Annotated in this window: 19 protein-coding genes; 8 read left to right on the forward strand and 11 right to left on the reverse strand. The window is 69.4% G+C overall.

Annotated elements, in window-relative coordinates:
* Positions 1-129 precede the first annotated feature (129 nt).
* On the forward strand, positions 130-540 hold the full coding sequence (locus tag A8G15_RS20650) for a hypothetical protein (RefSeq protein WP_068163974.1): 411 nt from the start codon (positions 130-132) through the stop codon (positions 538-540).
* Between the two features lie 7 nt (positions 541-547).
* Here the strand turns inward: A8G15_RS20650 and A8G15_RS20655 are convergent, their stop codons facing one another.
* The 9 genes from A8G15_RS20655 to A8G15_RS20695 all read right to left on the reverse strand — a co-directional run bounded on the left by A8G15_RS20655 (position 548) and on the right by A8G15_RS20695 (position 9660).
* A complete protein-coding gene (locus A8G15_RS20655) occupies positions 548-1705 on the reverse strand; it encodes a globin domain-containing protein (RefSeq protein ID WP_068163975.1) in 1158 nt (385 codons plus the stop codon).
* A 275-nt stretch (positions 1706-1980) separates the two neighbouring features.
* Positions 1981-2424, reverse strand: a complete 444-nt coding sequence (locus tag A8G15_RS20660) for a hypothetical protein (protein ID WP_068163888.1) — start codon at positions 2422-2424, stop codon at positions 1981-1983.
* Between the two features lie 115 nt (positions 2425-2539).
* Complete coding sequence (locus tag A8G15_RS20665) at positions 2540-3202, reverse strand: ABC transporter permease (RefSeq protein WP_068163976.1); 663 nt, start codon at positions 3200-3202, stop codon at positions 2540-2542.
* Positions 3199-3846: an ABC transporter permease gene (locus A8G15_RS20670; RefSeq protein ID WP_068163890.1), complete on the reverse strand. Its 648-nt coding sequence runs from the start codon at positions 3844-3846 to the stop codon at positions 3199-3201. The genes A8G15_RS20665 and A8G15_RS20670 overlap by 4 nt, the downstream gene beginning before the upstream one ends.
* A complete protein-coding gene (locus A8G15_RS20675) occupies positions 3843-4934 on the reverse strand; it encodes an ABC transporter ATP-binding protein (protein WP_068163893.1) in 1092 nt (363 codons plus the stop codon). The genes A8G15_RS20670 and A8G15_RS20675 overlap by 4 nt, the downstream gene beginning before the upstream one ends.
* Before the next feature lie 9 nt (positions 4935-4943).
* The gene (locus A8G15_RS20680) at positions 4944-5852 is read right to left on the reverse strand and encodes an ABC transporter substrate-binding protein (protein WP_068163900.1); all 909 of its coding nucleotides are present in this window, start codon (positions 5850-5852) and stop codon (positions 4944-4946) included.
* A gap of 69 nt (positions 5853-5921) precedes the next feature.
* The gene (locus A8G15_RS20685; protein WP_068163902.1) at positions 5922-6419 is read right to left on the reverse strand and encodes a cysteine dioxygenase; all 498 of its coding nucleotides are present in this window, start codon (positions 6417-6419) and stop codon (positions 5922-5924) included.
* Positions 6420-6610: 191 nt separating this feature from the next.
* Positions 6611-7510, reverse strand: coding sequence for an amidohydrolase family protein (locus tag A8G15_RS20690; RefSeq protein WP_068163979.1), 900 nt, complete (start codon positions 7508-7510; stop codon positions 6611-6613).
* A 56-nt stretch (positions 7511-7566) separates the two neighbouring features.
* Entirely contained in the window at positions 7567-9660 is a 2094-nt protein-coding gene (locus A8G15_RS20695; RefSeq protein WP_068163905.1) for a sensor histidine kinase, read from the reverse strand.
* A gap of 251 nt (positions 9661-9911) precedes the next feature.
* Here A8G15_RS20695 and A8G15_RS20700 point away from each other — a divergent pair, with 251 nt between their 5' ends.
* The 4 genes from A8G15_RS20700 to pucL all read left to right on the forward strand — a co-directional run bounded on the left by A8G15_RS20700 (position 9912) and on the right by pucL (position 12700).
* Positions 9912-10835, forward strand: coding sequence for a LysR family transcriptional regulator (locus A8G15_RS20700; RefSeq protein WP_068163908.1), 924 nt, complete (start codon positions 9912-9914; stop codon positions 10833-10835).
* Between the two features lie 102 nt (positions 10836-10937).
* Positions 10938-11453 (forward strand): 2-oxo-4-hydroxy-4-carboxy-5-ureidoimidazoline decarboxylase, encoded by a 516-nt coding sequence (uraD, locus tag A8G15_RS20705; RefSeq protein ID WP_245687925.1) that lies wholly within the window; start codon positions 10938-10940, stop codon positions 11451-11453.
* On the forward strand, positions 11450-11773 hold the full coding sequence (gene uraH, locus A8G15_RS20710) for a hydroxyisourate hydrolase (RefSeq protein ID WP_068163910.1): 324 nt from the start codon (positions 11450-11452) through the stop codon (positions 11771-11773). Before uraD ends, uraH begins: the two co-directional genes overlap by 4 nt.
* An 18-nt stretch (positions 11774-11791) precedes the next feature.
* Positions 11792-12700 carry a factor-independent urate hydroxylase gene (gene pucL / locus A8G15_RS20715; RefSeq protein WP_068163912.1) on the forward strand — a complete coding sequence of 303 codons (909 nt, stop codon included), beginning with the start codon at positions 11792-11794 and terminating at the stop codon, positions 12698-12700.
* A gap of 2 nt (positions 12701-12702) precedes the next feature.
* On the opposite strand, the gene A8G15_RS20720 is transcribed toward pucL, so the two are convergent.
* The gene (locus tag A8G15_RS20720; RefSeq protein WP_068163984.1) at positions 12703-14184 is read right to left on the reverse strand and encodes a PucR family transcriptional regulator; all 1482 of its coding nucleotides are present in this window, start codon (positions 14182-14184) and stop codon (positions 12703-12705) included.
* 174 nt (positions 14185-14358) lie between these two features.
* Between A8G15_RS20720 and A8G15_RS20725 the strand changes: the two genes are divergently transcribed.
* From A8G15_RS20725 to A8G15_RS20735, 3 genes are read left to right on the forward strand one after another with little or no spacing between them, the layout of a single operon-like run.
* Positions 14359-15732: an 8-oxoguanine deaminase gene (locus tag A8G15_RS20725; protein WP_068163914.1), complete on the forward strand. Its 1374-nt coding sequence runs from the start codon at positions 14359-14361 to the stop codon at positions 15730-15732.
* A 4-nt stretch (positions 15733-15736) separates the two neighbouring features.
* Positions 15737-16546, forward strand: a complete 810-nt coding sequence (locus A8G15_RS20730; protein WP_068163916.1) for an FAD binding domain-containing protein — start codon at positions 15737-15739, stop codon at positions 16544-16546.
* Positions 16543-19245, forward strand: a complete 2703-nt coding sequence (locus A8G15_RS20735; RefSeq protein WP_068163920.1) for a molybdopterin-dependent oxidoreductase — start codon at positions 16543-16545, stop codon at positions 19243-19245. Before A8G15_RS20730 ends, A8G15_RS20735 begins: the two co-directional genes overlap by 4 nt.
* Before the next feature lie 27 nt (positions 19246-19272).
* On the opposite strand, the gene A8G15_RS20740 is transcribed toward A8G15_RS20735, so the two are convergent.
* Complete coding sequence (locus tag A8G15_RS20740; RefSeq protein WP_068163923.1) at positions 19273-20145, reverse strand: LysR family transcriptional regulator; 873 nt, start codon at positions 20143-20145, stop codon at positions 19273-19275.
* Positions 20146-20205: the final 60 nt, after the last annotated feature.

A 20205-nucleotide genomic window follows, 5' to 3' on the forward strand; every position in this document is an offset into this window, starting at 1 on the left:
TCGCTCCATTACAAGTCGGACCCTTCACCCGGATAGGCCGACTGAAGGTTCCCATCGCCGTTAGGGTGGTGTGGCAGTTCGCAATCGGATGTCGGGAACAGTGTGTCGGGGAGAACAGTGAGGACGAACATGCGCGCAGTCACCCGACGGGCCGCACGGATCACCGCAGCGGTGACCGGCGCGGCGCTGATCTGTACAGGTGGTGCGGGCATCGCCGCTGCCGACGAATGGCCGCCCGTGCCGGACGGGCCCAGCGCCATCGGCCCCTTCGAGACGAGCGGGTTCCTGACCCCCGACAATCCGGACTTCTGGAACCCGCTGGTCAGCCGGAACCGGCTGACCTCGCCGTTCGGCAACAACACCCGCATCGTGTGCACTGCATTCCACGGCGTGCTGATGGACTGCTGGCAGGCCGATCGGGACGGAAACCCGCACAAGCTCGTCAAGTTGCCGCTCAACTTCCCGTCCGTCACCGGGTCGTCGCTGCCGGGTGGCGGTCCCGGCCACTACGTCTATCCCGGCTTCGTCCCCGGCATCTGAGGGAGCGTCAGGGCTGCGGATCGTGGTGGATGCGCTCGAGCGGAACACCCGCCGCCCGCAGGTGCGACACGGTGGTGCGCACCATCGACGGTGACCCGCAGATCTGCACGTCGTGATCGGTCCACCTGCCGTGGTCCGCGACGATCCGGCCCACGCTGCCCTCGTACACTGCCGGTTGCGGACCGGCCGGACCGGTGTGCCAGCGCGGGTTCTCCGCGTTCTCGACGACCGGGACCACCGTCAGCCAGGGCGCCACCCGCGCCAGGGCATCCAGGGTCGTCAGGTCGTAGAGGTCGTACGAGAAACGGCCGGAGTAGAACACGTGCACCGGTGTGTTGTCGGTGCGTCGTGCCATCGACATCAGCTGTGCCCGGATCGGTGCGATTCCCGTGCCGGACGCGATCATCAAGCGTGCGCGCCCTACACGGTCGCTGTCGTCGCGATCGCCGAGCGAACCCAGGGGAGATCCGAGCACCCACGTCTCCCCGACCCGGGTGTGGCGCACGATCGACGGGCTGACCCAGCCGCTCGACACTCTCCGGACATGGAACTCGACGATCCCCGTGCTGTCCGCCGGGGTGGCCGGTGACAGATACCGCCACATCCGTGGCCGTCCCGGCACCTGGACGCTCACGTACTGTCCCGGAACGTAATCCATCGGCCGGTCGAGCCGAAGCCGGACCACGGCGATGTCGTCGGTCAGCAGTCGATGCTCGACGACGGTGCCGACCCACGCGGCCGGACCCTGGTCGGCGCGAGCCGCATCGGTCATCGCGGTGGTGACGAGATCGAGGGCAGTACTCCATGATTCGGCGAGATCGCGAGTCCAGTCGTCACCGTTCGCCTGTTCCACGGCCAGTGCCAACGCCTCGGTGAGACAGGCGAACCGGGACGGATCGAACCCGTGTTTCCGGTGTTCACGCCCGAGTTGCCGGACCAACGGCAGAATCGAATCGGGCCGGTCGAGCCCGTCGACGATATGGGCGAGGCCGTGCACGATACGGTCGCGCTGGCCGCCCATCGACGCGGGAAAGTACTCGCGAGTCTCGGGATGGCGCGCAAAGAGTATGGAGTAGAACGAGTTGGACAGTGCGTGTGTCCGGTCGGGACTGTCGGTCAGAGATTCGAAATTGGACCGGATCAGCGAGCACTGCCTCGATTCCACCGCGTTCGCCACCTCCGTGATGCGCTCCCTCCGTACGGATGTGAGGGGCGTCGTCCCGGAAGGCGACTCTAGGCGGCGCGCGTGCCGCCCCGAACACACATGCCCTTCGAAACGTTCTCTGCGGCATCGAAAACGGGGACCATGGATACCGGTCCGAGGTCCCGGTCCGATGGGGGCTTCCGGTCATCGTCCGATGTAGGCGCCGCCTTCGCCGATGCGTCCGGTTCGTGACGAACGTCTCGACATCGTTCGGGCGTGGCCCGGTCCCGGGCCTGTCAGGCGGCGCCGACCGAACACCAGTCGACGGTGACCGACCGCGCACCGGAATGACACAGCAGGGAACGCAGCGGCCCGTCGCAGCACAGCCGGTGATCCAGGTCGCGTTGCCCGGCGGCCTCGTCGCGGTCGTCGGTGCCGACGAGGATCTCCGCCTGCAGGCCGCTGCGTCCACCCTCCAGAAGCAGGCGCTCCTCACCGACTGCGCGGACCGGCACGTCGTCGCACCCCCGCACGTCCCCGACCATCAGGGCCACGTAGTCGTGGTCGTCGTCGGCGTCGTGGTACGCGAGCAGACGCCCCCGTACCGTCCCGGTGGCGACCTGCCGGTCCATCGTCAGGCCCGAACCCGACGCGGTGCCCGAGACCACCGCGGTCAGTGTCCGCGGCAGCATCACCCGCCGCGAAGTCCAGCCGAAGAACGCCCCGCGCTCCGTGTCCATGACACTCGCGCCTCCCTGATCGCAGTCGGCCCTGTCGAAACCGGCCCCGTCGAAAACCTGCCGAGCAATCCTGTTGAACACCAGTGTGAACCGGGGGTCCGACACGTTCGCCGGCTCAGCGCAGACCCGGGGACACCAGCACGCGCCGCAACACCGCGAAGATCCCGAGCACCACGAGCGAACACAGGGCGGCCAACGCCGCGCCACCGACGACCAGCGCGTAGTCGCTGCGGGCGAGCCCGTCGACGATCGGACGCCCGACCCCGCCGAAGCTGACAGCGGCAGCGATCGTCGCGGTCGCGACGATCTGCACCGCCGCCGTCCGCGTCCCCACCAGGATCAGCGGCAATGCCACAGGCAACTGGGCGCCGAGCAGCACCTGCCGGCGCGTCATGCCCATCCCGCGTGCGGCGTCGGTGAGGGCGGGGTCGACGCCGCGAATCCCCTCGTACGTGTTGAGCAGGATCGGGGGAATCGCGAGCGCGAGCAGCGGAATCAGCACCGGCACCAGCCCGATCCCGGACAGCACCACGAGCAGCACGAGCAGACCGTAGGTCGGCAGGGCCCGCGCGGAGTTCGCGACCAGCGTGACCACGGCACCGCCCCGGCCGGTGTGACCGGTCCACAAACCCAGCGGAAACGCGACAGCGAACGCCAGGACCAGCGCGAGCAGTGTGTAGCCGACATGCTCGCGTATGCGGGTGGGGATGCCGCCCGGACCGGTCCAGTTCGCGGCCGAGCCGAAGTACTCGGACAGATAGTGCAGGAGCGTCGTCATCGGGTCCTCCCGCTCCGTGTCCGGCGCAGCCACGGCGTCGCCAGCCACTGCACCCCCAGCAGCGCCCCGTCCACGACCAGCGCCATGCCGACGGTCACGAGGATGCCGGTGATCGCGAGGCCCAGCCGGTCGAGCTGGACCGCGGCGGTGAACAGCGATCCGAACGCCCCCATGCCGATGAGCGCACCGACGCTGACCATGCTGATGTTCGCGACCGTCGCGACGCGCAGGCCGGCCAGCACCGTCGGTGATGCGATGGGCAGATCCACCGTCAGCAACTGGCGGGTCGGTGAGTACCCCATCGCGGTGGCGGACTGGCGTACGCTCTCCGGGACCGAGCGCAGGCCGTCGACGACGTTGGGAACCAGCACGGCGAGCGTGTAGACGGCGAGGGGGATGACGACCGTCGTCCGGCTGATCCCGGTGAACGAGATGAGCAGCACGAAGAACGCAAGGGACGGAATCGAATACAGCACACTCGCGAGCGCGAGCACCGGCGGATACCACCGTGGATGGCGCGCGCACAGCAACCCCAGCGGTAGTGCGACGACCAGTCCCAGCAGCGACGCCCCCAGCGCCATCAACAAATGGTCGATGAACAGTTCGCTGAAACTTCCCAGATACGAAGGGATTCCGAGGTTCACGCATCCGTCCGATCGGCGGTCCCGGCGGAGCGGGCGGCGTGCCGGGCGCGGATCGTTCCGGCAAGGTCCTCCTGGCTGATCACGCCGAGCACCCGACCGTCCGGATCGACCGCCACGGCGTGCCCGGACGGGGAGAGCACCGCCGCGTCCAACGCCACCCGCAGCGGATCGCGGCCCGGAACGAATCCCCGGCCCGTGGGGACGAGTGCCCCGGCGCGGTCGCGCCAACCGAGCGGTCGCCGCTCGGTGTCGACGAGCAGCAGCCACGCTTCGCCGCTCGCGGCACGATCGTCGTCGGCGTCGACGACCGGTTCCGTGCGCAGCGGCAGGTCGTCGGACGGGAAGAACGACAGCAGCCGGACACCGCGGTCCGTGCCGAGGAAGTCGGCGACGAAGTCGTCGGCCGGCGCCGTCAGCAGATCCTCCGGCGGACCGTAGTGCGCGAGCGTCCCGCCCGGGCGGAGCACCGCGACCCGGTCGCCGAGGGTGATCGCCTCGTCGATGTCGTGGGTGACGAGCACGATCGTCTTGGCGAGCACCGACTGCAGGCGCAGCAGCTCCTGCTGAAGCTCCTTGCGTACCACCGGGTCCACCGCGGAGAACGGCTCGTCCATCAGCAGGATCGGCGGATCGGCCGCGAGTGCGCGCGCCACCCCGACACGCTGCTGCTGGCCGCCGGACAACTGGGCCGGATAGCGCCGCGCGTATTCCGCGCCGAGCCCGACCCGTTCGAGCACCTCGAGCGCGGTCGCGCGGGCCTGCCTGCGGGTCGCCCCCAGCAGCCGCGGCACCGTCGCGACGTTGTCGACGACCGTGCGGTGCGGGAACAGACCGGCGTGCTGGATGACGTATCCGATGCCGCGCCGCAGAGTCTGCGGATCCTGATCGCGAACGTCGTTGCCGTCGAGCAGAACCCGGCCGGCGGTCGGATCGACCATCCGGTTGATCATGCGCAGCGACGTCGTCTTCCCGCAGCCGGACGGGCCGACGAGGACCGTGAGTGTCCCGGTCGGCACCTCGAGGCTGAGCCCGTCGACCGCGACCGTCCCGTCCGGATACCGCTTCTCGACGCTGTCGAACGTGATCACCTGCGTGTCCTACCCGATACCGGCGGACTGCAACCATTCCGCGGCGACCACATCGATGTCGCCCCCGTCCGTGACCACCTGCCCGACCAGAACGATCAGGTCCTCGGTGCTCAGCTGCGCGGACACCTCGTTCAGGGTGGCGACCGCCTCGTCGGACAGGTCGGCGCGATGCACGAGCGGCGTCACGTTCTGTGCGCCGAACAGCGTCTTCGGATCCGAGAGCGCAACAAACGGTTTCGTCGACAGCGACGGATCCGTGGTGTAGATGTTCGCGGCCTGGACGGTGCCGTCCTCGAGCGCGGCGATCGTGATCGGCCCGCCCGTGTCGGTGGGGACGAACTGCCGGAACTCCACGCCGTACACATCCTTCAACCCGACCACCCCCTGCTGCCGGGTCTCGAATTCCGGTGCCGCTCCGATCGCGAGCTCGCCCGCGACCGGAGCGAGGTCGGCGATGCTCTCCAGGTTGTACCGGTCCGCCGTCTCCCGGGTGACGACCACGGCATCCTTGTTCTCGGCGCTCGCCGAGTCCAGGATCTGCACGCCCTCCGGAAGCGATTCGCGCAGTGCGGCATTCACGTCGTCCGTGGTGGTCGCCGTGCTGTCCGGGTCGACGCGGGCCAGCAGCGCCCCATTGTATTCGGGCAGCACGGTGATGCCGCCGGAGGTGACCTGGTCGTAGTAGATCTCGCGACTTCCGATGTTGAACCTGCGCGTGACGTCGGCGCCGGTGCTCTCGAGCGCCTGCGCGTAGATCTCAGCGAGCAGGACGTTCTCCGGGAAGTTGGCCGATCCGACGACGATGCTGTCGGTGTCGCCCCCGGATGCCAGCGGATCGGTGGTGTCCCCGCCGGAACAACCGGTGAGGACCACGGCCGCGGCAGCGGCGGCGGCGAACGTACGCACGAGACTCTTCATGCGGGGAACTCCCTTGCAGGTCGGCGACCGACCGACTCTAACCCGCGGTCCCGTCGTGTGCCGGATTTGTCACCAATCGGCCCCGGCGCGTTCGGAACTCGTCAGGCGCAGAACGTCGTCCTCGAGGCGGTACCGGTGCATGGAACTCAGCGCCGGCGCATAGACGTGCACGGTCACGGCGCGACGGTCGCTGTCGTTGACAACCTCGTGCACGTGATGGGGGCCGAACGCCCGGGCCTCCCCGGCGGCGTACACCGCGGTGGACAACGCCGCGGTCGCACCGTCGAGCAGGCCGGGACGCGGATCCTCGACGACGATCTCGCGCAGCGTCCCGTCCGCGACGGCGAACACCCCGGCGCTGCCACCGTGGTCGTGGATGCCGGTCCGCTGCCCGGGCAGCCAGCTCAGCAGCCACACCTCGTACTCGTCGGTGAACGCCAGCCGCGTGTACCAGCGTTCCTCAGCGTCGAAGCGGACGAACGGCAGCCACTGTTCGGGGTCGGCGGCGATGGAGCGGGCGACGGCGGTGAGATCGACGGACGTGCGGAGACGAACGGGGGCAGACATCGTGGTTCCTCGAAGTACGGCGGGGGCGCACGCACCCGAGAGCAGGCAGGGTTGTCGGGGTCAGTCGAGACAGTGACAACAACAGCCACAGGAACCACCGGCGACATGGACGAGGTCCACATGAAGCCCGCGTGGTCGCGGGGTCGCCGAAGGATGCATGCCGCCCATGTCATCGGCGATCGTTCGCTTTGTCAAGGGTTTCGTGCGGGAAAACTCGGCCCGAGCAGCAGCGCGGGATTCTCGACCCGCAGCTGCCGATTCCGGGCCCGGGCGCTCAACGGCGCCGCGTACGGACGGTCGGACCCGAGCACGATACGGTCGGCGCCGAGCTGCGCGGCCACCGCATCGACGATCCCGTGTCCGTACGACGACGTCTCGACGAACACGCCGGCCGCCGGGAGTCCCTCCGGCCCTCCGCGCGCGGCAAGACGATCGCCGTGCAGCGGAGCGAGTCCGGCCAGCATCGCGAACACCACCCGCAACCGCGGGTACCGGCGCGCACCGTACTCGTGCCATGCGAACCACGCCGCGTGCATCTGCCCGACGTACCCGACGACCGCAGCCCACCACGCCGGGCCGCTCGCGGACGGCACCGGCCCGGGGTGCACGAACAGAGGCTTGCCGCTCCGCTCCAGTTCGGCCAGCAGCGGGGCGCAATGCTCGTATCCGGCGCCGTCCGCCAGGGCGTTCGCGGGCAGCTGTAGACCCACACACCCTGCTGCGAGGACATCGCGCAGCGCAGCCGGGTCGGGGACGTCGAGTCCCGCGGCCGCCCACGCCCCGAACGGGCGGGGCAGCGCGAGCACCCCTTCGTGATACGCGTCGAGCAACGGCCGGGCCTCGTCCGCAGGCAACGACTCGATGCCGAGCGGACTCGACAGCGACACCAGCGCGAGATCGATTCCGTCCGCCGCGGCGAGTTCGGCACGCGCCGAGATCGAATGATCGCCGGGCTCCACCCGGTACGGTGGCTCCCCGGTCGTGTGCAAAGTCCAGTCGTCGAGCCGGGGCGCGGACCGCCGCGCCCGCAGCGCGGCCAGAAACGGCTCCGGCCACACATGCTGGTGGACGTCGATCCGCGGTTCGCTCATGTGTCCACGGTCGCAGACCACCGTGGCCCTGTGCCAATCGCGGACCGCGCCGGGCGTCAGGGACGCAGCGTCCACCCCTGGGTGTCGGGGCTGTCCGGTTGCCACGGCTCGGACGGGCGGTGGTGGTGTGCACCGCTGGCCGCACCCACGGGCTGCCACTGCTGCGTGGCCACCTGCGGATCCGGTTCGGGGGTCTCGGGGATCACCCCGTGGTACGGCTCGACGGCACCGCCGTACGGCGTCGGCTCGTAGTCGTTGCCCGGCAGCCGCCGCGGCTCGACGCGATAGGGGTCGACGAAATGGCTTGTGCCGGTGAGTAGTTTCGTCGGAATGTACACGCTGGCGGTGATCCCGCTGTTCGCCGCGGTATCGAAGGTCGGGCGCAGCCGGATGGTGATGCCGTGCCGTTCGGCGAGCCGCGCCACCACGAACAGGCCCATGCGCCGGGTCGCGCCGGTCGCGTTCTCGTTGCCGGATGCCAGTCTCGCGTTGACCTCCGCGAGATCTTCGGCGGGGATGCCGATGCCCTGGTCGGCGATTTCGAGGAGCATCCCGCCGTCGACCGCGCCGGAGAACGCGAACTTGACCGTGGTGTTCGGTGGCGAGGCGCGCAGCGCGTTGTCGAGCAACTCGGCGACGAGATGGGCGACGTCGGCGACGGCGCTGCCGACGAGGTTTCCGGCCGGCATCGCGCCGATGTGCACGCGCTCGTAGTTCTCCACCTGGGACACGGCCCCCCGCAGCACGTCGCCGAGCGGTGTGTCGGGCATACGGCCGAGACGCTGCCGGGTTCCGGCGAGCACGAGCAGGGAGTCGCCGGTGCGGCGCATCCGGGCGGCGAGGTGGTCGAGCGCGAACAGACTCTGCAGCCGGGCGGGATCCTTCTCCTCGAACTCGAGCGATTCGATCAGCGAAAGCTGCTGTTCGACGAGGGTTTTGTTGCGTCGCGCGAGCGTTTCGAGCATCTCGTTGACCTGCCGCCGCAGGTGCGCCTGCTCGCCGGCGAGGCGCAGGGCCTCGAACTTCATGGTGTCCACGGCGCGAGCGACCTGGCCGACCTCCTCGACGGTGTTCACCCGGACCGGCGGCAGCACCACCGAGTCGATGTCGCCACCCTCGCGGATGCTGGTGATGGCCTCGGGCAGGTCGTGCTCGGCGGCGCGCAGCGTGTCGTCGCGCAGCCGTCGCAGCGGCCGGACGAGCGAGACCGACATGGCGATCGCGAGGACAATCGCGAGGCCGAGGACCGTGACGACGGCGATGCCGTCTCGCCACGATTCCGCGCGGGTCCGGGAGGCGAGGTCGTCGAGGGTGACGACGATCTTGTCGGCCGAGGCGTCGACGAACTCGTTGTACCCCATCAACGCGGCGAACAGAGAGTTGCGCAACGTGCCGACGTCGGCTGTCGAATCTTCGAGATTCGCGGTCAGTGCACGCCGGTTCTCGACTTCGACGATGAGCGCGTCGACCGGTGCCCGGTCGGGAACGGAATCGGCGAGCACACGCAGCTCGGCGAGCTCGGTGCCCATCGCGGTGTTCCACATGAGCAGCGCGGATTCGGGCTCGTTGCGCAGCGCCGAGAACGCCACGACCTGGTCGAGCAGCACCCATTGGATCGACCAGCCGTCGAGGAGGGTGTTGCCTTCGGCCAGGACCGCCGGGTTGGTCGACGAATTGATGATCGCCCGGTACGCGTCTGTCATGCGGGAGACGAATTCGCGGACGCGTTCGTTGGCGACGAGCGGGGTCATCTGCCGCGACAGGGAGCTGGCGAGCAGCTGTTTGCCGTCCTCGAGGATCCGCGCCACCGGCGCCGCGATCGCGGGATCGAGGTTGCCGTTGCGCAGCAGATCGACGAGCACGCCTTCGTTCTCCCCGGCGATCTGCGCCCCGTTCTCGGCGGGGATGCCCAGGATCGTGGCGGCACCGGCACCGGCGACCGCGGTGCCGTACTCGGTCAGGGCCGGCAGCACGGCCACCTGCTCGGACTGGGCCGAGTAGTGCCTGGATTCCTCCAGCAGCCGGTTGACCCGGGACGCACCGAACAGGCTTGCCGCGATCACCGGCAGGCAGAGCAGCACCGCGACCTTGCGCCACAGGCGCCAGTTCTGCGGCGAAAAGGACCGTAACGGCCGCGCTGCTCGGCTCATGGAAGGACCGATTCCTTTCGAGCTTCGGGCACCACCGGGCCTGGGGAAACGGCGTTATACACGAATATGGCGATGTCGAAACAGATTTCGGGGGGATTCAGGAGGTCAGACTAGGAATGGCGCATGCCGCGCACAAGGTGCGAGGCACATTCGAATAGCAGATATATGTCTGGACATATGTGTCGAATCGGACTACGCACGGGTTAAGATCCGGTGGAATTTCACAGTGGGGCCGGGTGTGGGGAGACAGGGTGGATTTGCGACGGGTCGACCTCAACCTGCTCGTGGTGCTCGACGCGCTGCTCACGGAGTGCAACGTGACCCGGGCCGCGCGTCGCCTGCACATGTCGCAACCGGCCACCAGCACCGCCCTGGCGAGGCTGCGACGGCAGCTCGAAGACCCGATCCTCGTCAAGGACGGCCGCTCGCTGCGCCCGACGCCTCGTGCGCTGGCGTTGGCCGAACCTCTGCGCAGCGTGCTGGCGACCGTCGAACGGTCGATTCTCAGCCCCCCGGACTTCGACCCGGCCCGCGACTCGCGCGTGTTCACCGTGCTCGCGGGTGACTACGCCGAGGTCGCGTTGCTCCGGGTGCTGATGCGGTCCGACCGGTACCGGGCCACCGCCGTGCAGTTCGACCTGCGACCCGTCACCGGGCGGAGCCTGGCCGCATTCCACCGCCACGACGTGGACCTGGCGGTCCTGCCCGACCATCTCCTCGAACAACCACAGTTCGACCGCTGCGGCCGGGCGCTCGTACTCACCGACCGGTTCGTCGGGGCGGTGTGGCACGGTCATCCCTACCGCGGGAACGAGCTCACCCCGGAGGTCCTCGCCCGATACCCGATGCTGTCGTACGCACCCCACGACGGCGTCAGCCACCTCGACCGGTCACTCGCGCGCGCCGGTGTGCACGCCCGGATCGGAGCGACCACCTCGAACGTCGCGGTGATGCCGTATGCGCTGGAGGAAACCCACCTGGTCACCCTCCTGCCCGCGCGGATGGCGGCACGGCTCGCCGGAAGCGCGGACATCCGCATCCTCGAGCCGGCATTCGCGCTGGCGCCGGTGCGGCAGTACGCGGTGTGGCACGAAGTGCACGAGTCCGATCCCGCGCACACCTGGCTGCGCGGACAGATCGTCGAGATGTCCGGCCTCGTTGCGCGGGTTGGCTGATCCTCCAAATCGGGCCGGACGCTCCCCGTCGACTTTGTCGCGGTGTTCCCGTTGCCGTGGCCGCCGATCCGTCAAGGTGGAGGGGAACAGATCGGAGGAACCGTGCACTGTGCGACATTCGATGCGCTGCCCGACGACGAGGCCGTCGCGCTCTTGCAGACGTGCTGCAGCAGTCCCGCGTGGGCGCATCGGGTGGCCGCGGCCCGGCCGTACGGCAACCGCGATGCCCTGCTGCGGGCCGCGGCCGATCTCGCCCTCACTCTGAGCGACGCCGAACTCGCTGACGCCTTGTCCGGGCATCCGCGGATCGGTGAGCGCAGCGACAGTGCGGCATCGCAGCGGGAACAGGCGTCCGTGGCGACCTCGACCGCGGAGGTGCGCGCGGCGCTGGCCGCCGGGAACCGCGCCTACGAGGAGAAGTTCGGGCACGTGTACCTCGTGCGTGCCGCGGGTCGTTCGGCCGGTGAACTGCTCGGGATCCTGAACCGGCGGCTGGGCCACGACGCCGAGACCGAGCGCGGGGAGGTTCGTGCCGCGCTCGCCGACATCAACCGCCTGCGGCTGGAACTGCTGATCGACGGTGCGGCCGGCGCGGAGGGCACTGGAGGTAACGAGTGAGCACTGTGAGTACACACATCCTCGACGCCACCGCCGGCGTTCCTGCCACCGGAGTGACGGTGACGCTCGCGAGCGGGGGCACGCCCCTCGCGTCCGGGGTCACCGACGACGACGGCCGCATCGGTTCGTTCGGCGATGTTCCGCTCGAGCCGGGCACGTACACCCTCACGTTCGCCACCGGCGGGTACTTCGAGGCGCGCGGCACCGAGTCGTTCTATCCGGAGGTCGTCGTGACCTTCCGCGTCCCGCACGACGACCGGCACCTCCACGTGCCGCTGCTGCTGTCGCCGTTCTCGTACTCCACCTACCGAGGGAGCTGATCCGTGGACCCTGTGCCCGTGAACCACCTGACCGGCCGGATCGTTCTCGGCCCGAATCGGTACGGCAAGGCCGAGAACCGGGTCGTGCGCATCTACCGCGACACCGTCCGGCACGAGATCCGCGACCTGAACGTCACGTCGAGCCTGCGCGGCGATTTCGACGCTGCGCACGTGACGGGCGATCAGCACGCCGTGCTGCCCACCGACAGTCAGAAGCAGACGATCTTCGCCTACGCCGCGACGCACCTGCGCGGGTCGGTCGAGGACTACGGGCTTGCGCTCGCCCGGCACTTCGTCGACGACATCGGTCCGGTGTCCTCCGCGCGCATCGAGATCGAGGACTTCCCGTGGGAGCGTGTCGGAGATCATCCGCACACGTGGACCCGGAAGGGCTCGGAGGTGCGTACCGCCGCGATCACCGTCTCCGGTGCCGGGGGCACCCGCCGGGAATGGGTCGTCGCGGGGCTGAAGGATCTGGTGGTCCTCAAGTCCACCGGCTCCGAGTTCTCCGGGTTCCTCGAGGATCCGTTCACGGTGCTCGAACCCACCGACGATCGCGTTCTCGCGACCAGTCTCGTCGTCCGGTGGCGGTACGCGCACACCGACGCCGACTGGGACCGGACCTACGCGGGTGTTCGCGCGGTGATGCTCGACCGGTTCGCGAACCTGCAGTCGAAAGCCTTGCAGCAGACCCTGTTCGAGATGGGACGCGCGGTCCTCGAGGCATTCCCGTATCTCGCGGAGATCCGCCTGCAGGCGCCCAACAAGCATCATTTCCTGTACGACCTCGACGCTTTCGGTATCCCGAACCGCGGCGAGGTGTTCCACGCCGACGACCGTCCGTACGGGCTCATGCACGTGACCGTGCAACGTGAGGACGCTCCCGAGGCCGGCATCGCCTGGGACGAATACACCGGGCGTGCCTGAGCTCAGGTCAGCGCCCGCACGGCCAGGAACACATCGAGCCGGTCGCCGGTGTGTGCGAGGTTGCGTCCGGTGAGCGCCTCGACGCGTCCGATCCGGTAGCGCACAGTGTTGGGGTGCAGGTGCAGCCGATCCGCGGTGCGCCGCCACGAGCCGTCGCAGTCCAGGAACGCCTCGAGGGTGGTCATCAGGCCGGCCCGGCTGCGGCGGTCGTAGTCGAGGACCTGCCCCAGGGTGCGGTCGGCGAACGCGCGGCGCACCCGGTCGGGCACCGCGGCCAGCAGACCCACCGCGGAATCCAGTTCCGCGGCCCGCACCGACACCTGATCGGCGTCCTCACGCGCGATGGCCGCGGCGGCCTGGGCCGAGCGGATCCCGCCGTCGATCGACTCACCGGCACACGTGCCGCTCACCCCGGCGGCGATCCGTCCGCCGGCGAGCGCGGGGGTGAGACGACCGAGCCGGCGCCCGAGTGCCGTGATGATGCAGGACCCGGTGCCCGGCACCACCGCGACGACGCGTCCGCCCGCGTCGATCCCGGTCACACACGACGGCAGCGCATCGTGCACCGCGGCGCGCAGGGCGATCCGCTGTTCGGGGGTCGCGGCGGGTGCGCGCTCGACGACGACCGCCACGAGCGGGGTGCCCGACGGGTGGGCCGCCCCGACCACGTCCGCCAGGTGCCGCGCGTCCGAGGTCTCCCACACCGCACGCCGCCGGTCCTCGCGCCGTACCCGCTCGAGTGCGGCGACCGTCGCGAGTTCCGTGAACGCGTCGAGGCATTCCTCGGGGCCGGCCGTCCCCGGCCCGAGTGCGAGGAACCACGCCGTCGTGCGGTCGCGCAGGGCTGCACCGACCGGCAGCACCGTGTGTCCGCCGCCGGTCGTGGCGGGGAAGCGCGGTGTGGTCAGCGCGGTCGTGCAGATCGCGTCGACCGCGGTTTCGTCCACCGGGCCGTTCCCGGCCACGAGGGTGCCGGTCGCGGTGAACAACCATGCCGGAACATCGAATTCGCGGCACAGCCGGGCGAGAAGATCGTCGAGCGCGTGACCGTCCGCGAACGCGGCGAGCAACCTGCGCTGGCGGGCCAGGCCGGTCTGCAGCCGGTCCATCCGGGCACCGGACCACTGCCGGGTCATGAACTCGATGACTCGGCTGAACGGCACCTCGTCGGGTACCGCCAGCAACGGTAGATCGTGCCGCACACAGGCATCGACGAAGTCCGCGGGCACCTCGCCGAACAGGGCCTCTCCGGCCGCGACGGCCGCGACCCCGGACCGGACGAGATGCGCGACGAACACCTCCGAGTCCTCCGGCGCGCGCCGCCACACGAGCCCCGTGAACACCACCGATCCGGTGCTGACGTAGCGGGTCGGGTCGGGCATGTCGGTGGTGCACGCGCGGTGCACCGGGCGGGTGAGCGCCGCGGCGCCGTGGAGGAGCCGGATACCGAGATCGGGTGCGTCGAGGACGTCCTGCAGCAGCACGATCGTCACTCCTTCCGGGCGAGGACCGACAGCAACCGCCACCGGATCCGCGGGATTGGACGATCGCACAATAGGAAGCCGCTGTTTCGATTCGGTTTCGTCGATGCTGCACGCGATATTGCGGCCGATTCGGAGGTTGACTGGAACTGTTCGCAAGGGTGAGGAGCAGCGCCGATGAATCCGCAACAGCCGACGGCCCCGATCGTGATCCGCAACGCCTACGTGGTGACGATGGACGCCGCCCGTACCGAGCACCGCCGCGGATACGTCGTCGTGGACGGTAGTCGCATCACCGAGGTCGGTGCCGGTGAACCGGCCGGATACGATCGCGCCACGGTCGTCGACGGCAGCGGATGCGTGGTCACGCCCGGATTGATCAACACCCATCACCACCTGTACCAGTGGATCACCCGTGGGCTCGCGGTCGACCACACGCTGTTCGAATGGCTCACCACGCTCTATCCCGTGTGGGCCGGGATCGACGCCGACGCCGTGCACGTCGCGGCGAAGGGCGCGCTCGCGCACCTCGCGAAAACCGGGTGCACGACGAGCACCGACCACCATTACGTCGTGCCCCGCGACGGCGGCGACGTGTTCGGCGCGGAGATCGCCGCGGCCGCCGAGGTCGGAATCCGGTTCCATCCGTGCCGCGGTTCGATGGATCTGGGCACCAGCGCCGGGGGCCTGCCGCCGGACCACATCGTCGAGGACCTCGACGCGATCCTCGACGGCAGCCGGCAGGCGGTCGAGCAGTGGCACGATCCGTCGTTCGATTCGATGCTGCGGATCGCGCTGGCGCCGTGCTCACCGTTCTCCGTGACCACCGAGCTGCTGCGCCGATCCGCGGTGCTGGCCCGCGATCTCGGGGTGCGCCTGCACACGCACCTCGCCGAGACGCTCGACGAACAGGAATTCTGCCTCGAACGGTTCGGTTGCAACCCCGTGCAGTACATGGAGTCGCTCGGCTGGACCGGCCCGGACGTCTGGTACGCGCACGCCGTGCACCTCGACGACCGCGACATCGGTGTCCTGGCCGCATCCGGCACCGGAGCCGCGCATTGTCCGACCTCGAACGGCAGGCTCGGCGCGGGTATCGCGCGTGCCGCCGACCTGTACGCGGCGGGAGTGCCGCTCGGTCTCGGCGTGGACGGCGCCGCCAGCAACGAATCGTGCTGCATGCTCGAGGAGGCTCACCATGCGGCACTGTTCGCCCGCGCCCGCAGCGGGCCCCGTGCGATGACGGTGCGGCAGAGCCTCGAGCTCGCCACGATCGGCGGAGCCCGAGTGCTGGGCAGGGAGAACGAGCTCGGATCCGTCGAGGTGGGCAAACTCGCCGATCTCGCGCTGTGGCGCATCGACACGCTCGCGCACTCCGGGATCACCGACCCGGTCGCGGCGATCGTGCTGGGTTCGCAGCCGCCCCTCGAACTGCTGTTGATCAACGGCCGCGAGGTGGTGCGCCGTGACGAGGTCCTCACGGTGGACGAGGACACCGTCGCGGGTGAGGTCGCCGCCGCGCACCGCGCCCTCGTCGCGAAAGCGGGGTGAGGTCATGGATCTGCACACCGTCACCGACTACACGGTCGCCCGTGATCGCGTCGATCTCGTGACCGAGCCGGGCACGGCATTCGTCGGAGGGGGAACGTGGTTGTTCTCCGAACCGCAGCCGCACCTGACACGACTGCTGGATCTGACGGGTCTCGGGTGGCCGGCGCTCACCGCCGACGACGACGGGATCGAGATCGCCGCGACCTGCACCGTGGAGCAGATCGCGGCGCTGTCCGATTCCGGAATGTGGACTGCGGCACCGCTGTTCCGGCAGTGCGCGTCCGCGCTGCTGGCGTCGTGGAAGATCTGGAAACGTGCGACGGTCGGTGGCAACCTGTGTCTGTCGTTTCCGGCCGGTGCCATGATCTCCCTGGTCGCGGCCCTCGACGGAACCGTGCTGATCTGGTCTCCGGACGGAACCGATCGTCGAATGCCGCTGGCGGACTTCGTGACCGGGAGTGCCGCCAACGCTCTCGGCGCCGGCGAAGTCCTACGCAGCATCCACATACCTGTCCGATCGTTGGAGGCGCGCACCGCGTTCCGGAAGATCGCGTTGTCTCCGCTCGGGCGGTCGGGTGCGGTCGTGATCGGCCGCCGGGACCGGGACGGGACGTTCGTGCTGACCGTCACCGCCGCCACCGACCGTCCGTACGCGCTGAGATTCGACCGTATTCCCGGCCCGGGAGAATTGGGGAACACACTGCGCGAACGGATTCCGGTTCCGGCGTACCTCACCGATGCACACGGCGCGGCGGACTGGCGACGTGCGGTCACCGCCGTGCTCGCCGGTGAGATCTGTGAGGAGCTGTCGTGAAATTCACCGTGAACGGCCGTGAGATCGACGCTCCCGTCCGGCCCGGGCAGTGCCTGCGCACCCTGCTGCGCGAGAACACCCACTTCGAGGTGAAGAAGGGCTGCGACGCCGGTGACTGCGGTGCCTGTTCTGTCCTCGTCGACGGCGAGGCGGTGCACTCCTGCGTCTACCCCGCCCAGCGTGCCGGCGGCCACGTCGTCACCACCGTGTCCGGGCTCGGCACACCCGGAAACCTGCATCCGATCCAGCGCAGGTTCGTCGAGGCCGCAGGTTTCCAGTGCGGATTCTGCACCGCCGGAATGATCGTCACCGCCTCGACGTTCACCGACGACGATCTCGACCACCTGCCGAACCGGCTCAAGGGCAACCTGTGCCGGTGCACCGGCTACCGGTCCATCGACGACGCCCTGCACGGGGTGACCAACGTCGATCCTGCCGGGTCCGCACCGTCGTGCGGCCGGTCGCAGCCGGCGCCTGCCGGCCCCCGGGTAGTCACCGGCACAGAGGAATACACGTTCGACACCGTGGTCGAGGGCGCGTTGCACGTCGCGGTGCTCGGCAGTCCGCACGCGCACGCCCGCATCACCGCGATCGACACGGCTGCGGCCGAGGCACTGCCCGGTGTGCACGCGGTGCTCTGCCATCGGGACGCCCCCGACGTCGCGTACTCGACTGCACGGCACGAGAACCGGACCGAGGATCCCGACGACACCAGACTCTTCGATCGGGTGCTGCGCTTCCACGGGCAGCGTGTCGCCGTCGTCGTCGCCGAAACACCGGCGATCGCGCAGGAAGGCTGCCGCCTGCTCGACATCGAGTACGAGGTGCTGCCGTTCGTGCTGGACCCGGACGAGGCCCGTGCCCCCGGAGCGCCGCTGCTGCACGCGGACAAGGGACCGGACTCGCGGATCGGCGACCCGACCCACAACATCATCGGTGAATTACACGGCGGGATCGGGGACGTGGATGCCGGGATCGCTGCGGCTGCCGCGGTCGTGCGCGGACGGTGGCAGACCCAGCGGGTGCAGCACACCCACCTCGAAACCCACGGGGCCATCGGCTGGATCGACGACGACGGGCGTCTGGTGATCCGCAGCTCCACCCAGGTGCCGTTCCTCGTCCGGGACGAGCTGTGCCACATCTTCGGTCTCGAGCGGGACCGGGTGCGCGTGTTCACCGCGCGGGTCGGCGGCGGTTTCGGCGGGAAGCAGGAGATGCTCGTCGAGGACGTCGTCGCCGCCGCCGTGCTGCGGACCGGCCGGCCCGTGCAGTGGGAGTTCACGCGCAGCGACCAGCTGACGATCGCGCCGTGCCGGCACCCGATGCGCATCGACGTCACCGTCGCCGCCGACGCCGACGGAATCCTCACCGCCCTGACCATCGACGTGCTCAACGACGGCGGCGCATACGGAAACCATTCGGCGAGTGTCATGTTCCACGGCTGCGGCGAATCCGTCGAGGTGTACCGGTGCCCGAACAAGCGTGTCGACGCCCAGTCGGTGTACACGAACAACCGCCCGTCGGGGGCGTTCCGCGGATACGGCCTCGGGCAGGTGGTCTTCGCCGTCGAATCCGCGATGGACGAGCTCGCGCTGGAACTCGGCATCGACCCCTACGAACTGCGGCGGCGCAACATCGTCGTGCCGGGCGACGATCTGGTCGGAGCGCATCCGGAGGGCGCCGATCTCGTGTTCGGCAGCTACGGTCTCGACAGGTGTCTCGACGTCGTGCAGGACGCCCTCTCCCGGGGTAACGGCGTCGCGGCGCCGGCCGGTGCGCAGTGGCGCGTCGGCGAGGGTATGGCGCTTTCGATGATCGCGTCCAACCCACCCGGTGGCCACTGTGCCGAAACCTCGATCGAATTGAACTCCGACGGAACATATCTCGCGCGTGTCGGCACCGCCGAGTTCGGCAACGGCACCACCACGGTGCACACCCAGATCGCCGCCACCGAACTGGGCACCGGTCCCGATCGGATCCGGGTCGAGCAGTCCGACACGGACGTCACCACCTACGACACCGGCGCCTACGGATCCGCCGGGACCGTGGTCGCCGCCAAGGCGCTGCTGGCCGCGTCCCGCGAACTGCACGGCCGCATCCGCAAACTCGCCGCCGAACTGACCGGCACCGACGCCGACGCGGTCGTGCTCGAACCGGACGGCGCCCGCGCCGGGGACGTCCTGGTGACACCGGCGGAACTGCTCGCGGCGGCCGGTGAGCCGCTGCGCGCGGAGGGTAACCACGGCGGACTGCCGAGGTCGCTGTCGTTCAACGTCCAGGGATTCCGGGTCGCGGTGGATGTGCGCACCGGGGAAATCCGTATCCTGCAGTCGGTGCAGGCAGCCGACGCCGGTACTGTCGTCAACCCGGAACAGTGCCGCGGGCAGGTGGAAGGCGGCACCGCACAGGGGATCGGCACGGCCCTCTACGAGGAACTGATCACCGACGACCACGGCCGGGTGATCACGAATGTACTTCGCAACTACCACATTCCGCAGTTCGGGGACGTGCCGCGCACCGAGGTGCACTTCGTCGACACGTTCGACTCGATCGGCCCGATGGGCGCGAAGTCGATGAGCGAGGCGCCGTTCAACCCCGTCGCCGCGGCGCTGGCGAACGCGGTGCGTCGTGCGATCGGTGAGCGGCCGCACGAGCTGCCGCTCTCGCGGGACCGAATCTGGCGTCTGCTGCAGGAGTGAACCCGTCCTCGGCGTTCCCGGCTCCGGCTACGGGGTGCCGAGCAGCTCGAGAAAGAGCTCCGCGGCCATGCTCGGGGACGCGGGGGCCCGGCCCACGAGTGCGACGGTCCGGAGAGGGCTTCCGGGATGAATGTGGATCCGGTGCAGACCGCTGCGCAGGGCGATGGGGTCGGGTACGACGGCGATACCGAGGCCGTGGCGCACCAGTTCGAGCACCCGGTCGATGCTGCCGACCCGGAAGGTGATGTGGCGGTGTGCCCCGGCAGCGGTGAAGAGTGATTCGATCGTGGTCTGCAGGCCGGTGCCGGCCTGGAAGTCGACGAACGGATACGCAGTCAGTGCTTCCAGCTCGATCCGGTCCACGGCGGTGAGGAGGTGGCCCGGCGCCACGACGACCGTCAGCTCCTCGCGGTAGGTCTGCAGCGCGGTCAGCCCCCGGGGAAGCGGGCGCGCGTCGAGCGCGACGAACGCCAGGTCGAGTTCGGCTGCGGCCACGGCATCGAGAAGTTCGGCCGTGGTGCCCTCTCGCAGCGTCACGTCGATTCCCGGACGTGTCCTGTGCAGCCGCGCCAGCAGTGCGGGTATGTCCACCGCGGTGAAGGTCTGCACGGTCCCCAGAGTCAGCGTGCCTGCCTCACCGGTTCGCAATCGCTCGAGGGCGACCACGGCGTCCCGCGCCTCGCCCAGCATCCTCTGCGCATGGGGATAGAGCACGGTGCCGGCATCGGTGGGCACCACCGAGCGCGTGGTTCGCTCGAACAGCGTGACGCCGAGCTCGTCCTCCAGGGCGCGGATCGACGAACTCAGCGCAGATTGGGACAGATGTACCGATTCGGCGGCCCGGGTGAAGTGGCCTTGCTCGGCGACCGCCACGAAATGGCGAAGCTGACGAAGCTCCATTGATCGATCCTGTTTCTCGATGTTATGAATTTATCCTGTTGGACAGATTAGTGGATTTCG

Source organism: Rhodococcus phenolicus (genome assembly GCF_001646785.1).
GTDB classification, from domain to species: Bacteria; Actinomycetota; Actinomycetes; order Mycobacteriales; family Mycobacteriaceae; genus Rhodococcus; species Rhodococcus phenolicus.

What these genes read in the sequence shown, in the direction of transcription:
- A8G15_RS20730 (WP_068163916.1), top strand. Translation starts at nt 15,737, where the DNA reads ATGGATCTGCACACCGTCACCGACTACACGGTCGCCCGTGATCGCGTC.
- A8G15_RS20665 (WP_068163976.1), bottom strand. Translation starts at nt 3,202, where the DNA reads ATGACGACGCTCCTGCACTATCTGTCCGAGTACTTCGGCTCGGCCGCG.
- A8G15_RS20695 (WP_068163905.1), bottom strand. Translation starts at nt 9,660, where the DNA reads ATGAGCCGAGCAGCGCGGCCGTTACGGTCCTTTTCGCCGCAGAACTGG.
- A8G15_RS20740 (WP_068163923.1), bottom strand. Translation starts at nt 20,145, where the DNA reads ATGGAGCTTCGTCAGCTTCGCCATTTCGTGGCGGTCGCCGAGCAAGGC.
- A8G15_RS20650 (WP_068163974.1), top strand. Translation starts at nt 130, where the DNA reads ATGCGCGCAGTCACCCGACGGGCCGCACGGATCACCGCAGCGGTGACC.
- A8G15_RS20660 (WP_068163888.1), bottom strand. Translation starts at nt 2,424, where the DNA reads ATGGACACGGAGCGCGGGGCGTTCTTCGGCTGGACTTCGCGGCGGGTG.
- A8G15_RS20690 (WP_068163979.1), bottom strand. Translation starts at nt 7,510, where the DNA reads ATGAGCGAACCGCGGATCGACGTCCACCAGCATGTGTGGCCGGAGCCG.
- A8G15_RS20725 (WP_068163914.1), top strand. Translation starts at nt 14,359, where the DNA reads ATGAATCCGCAACAGCCGACGGCCCCGATCGTGATCCGCAACGCCTAC.
- A8G15_RS20680 (WP_068163900.1), bottom strand. Translation starts at nt 5,852, where the DNA reads ATGAAGAGTCTCGTGCGTACGTTCGCCGCCGCCGCTGCCGCGGCCGTG.
- A8G15_RS20685 (WP_068163902.1), bottom strand. Translation starts at nt 6,419, where the DNA reads ATGTCTGCCCCCGTTCGTCTCCGCACGTCCGTCGATCTCACCGCCGTC.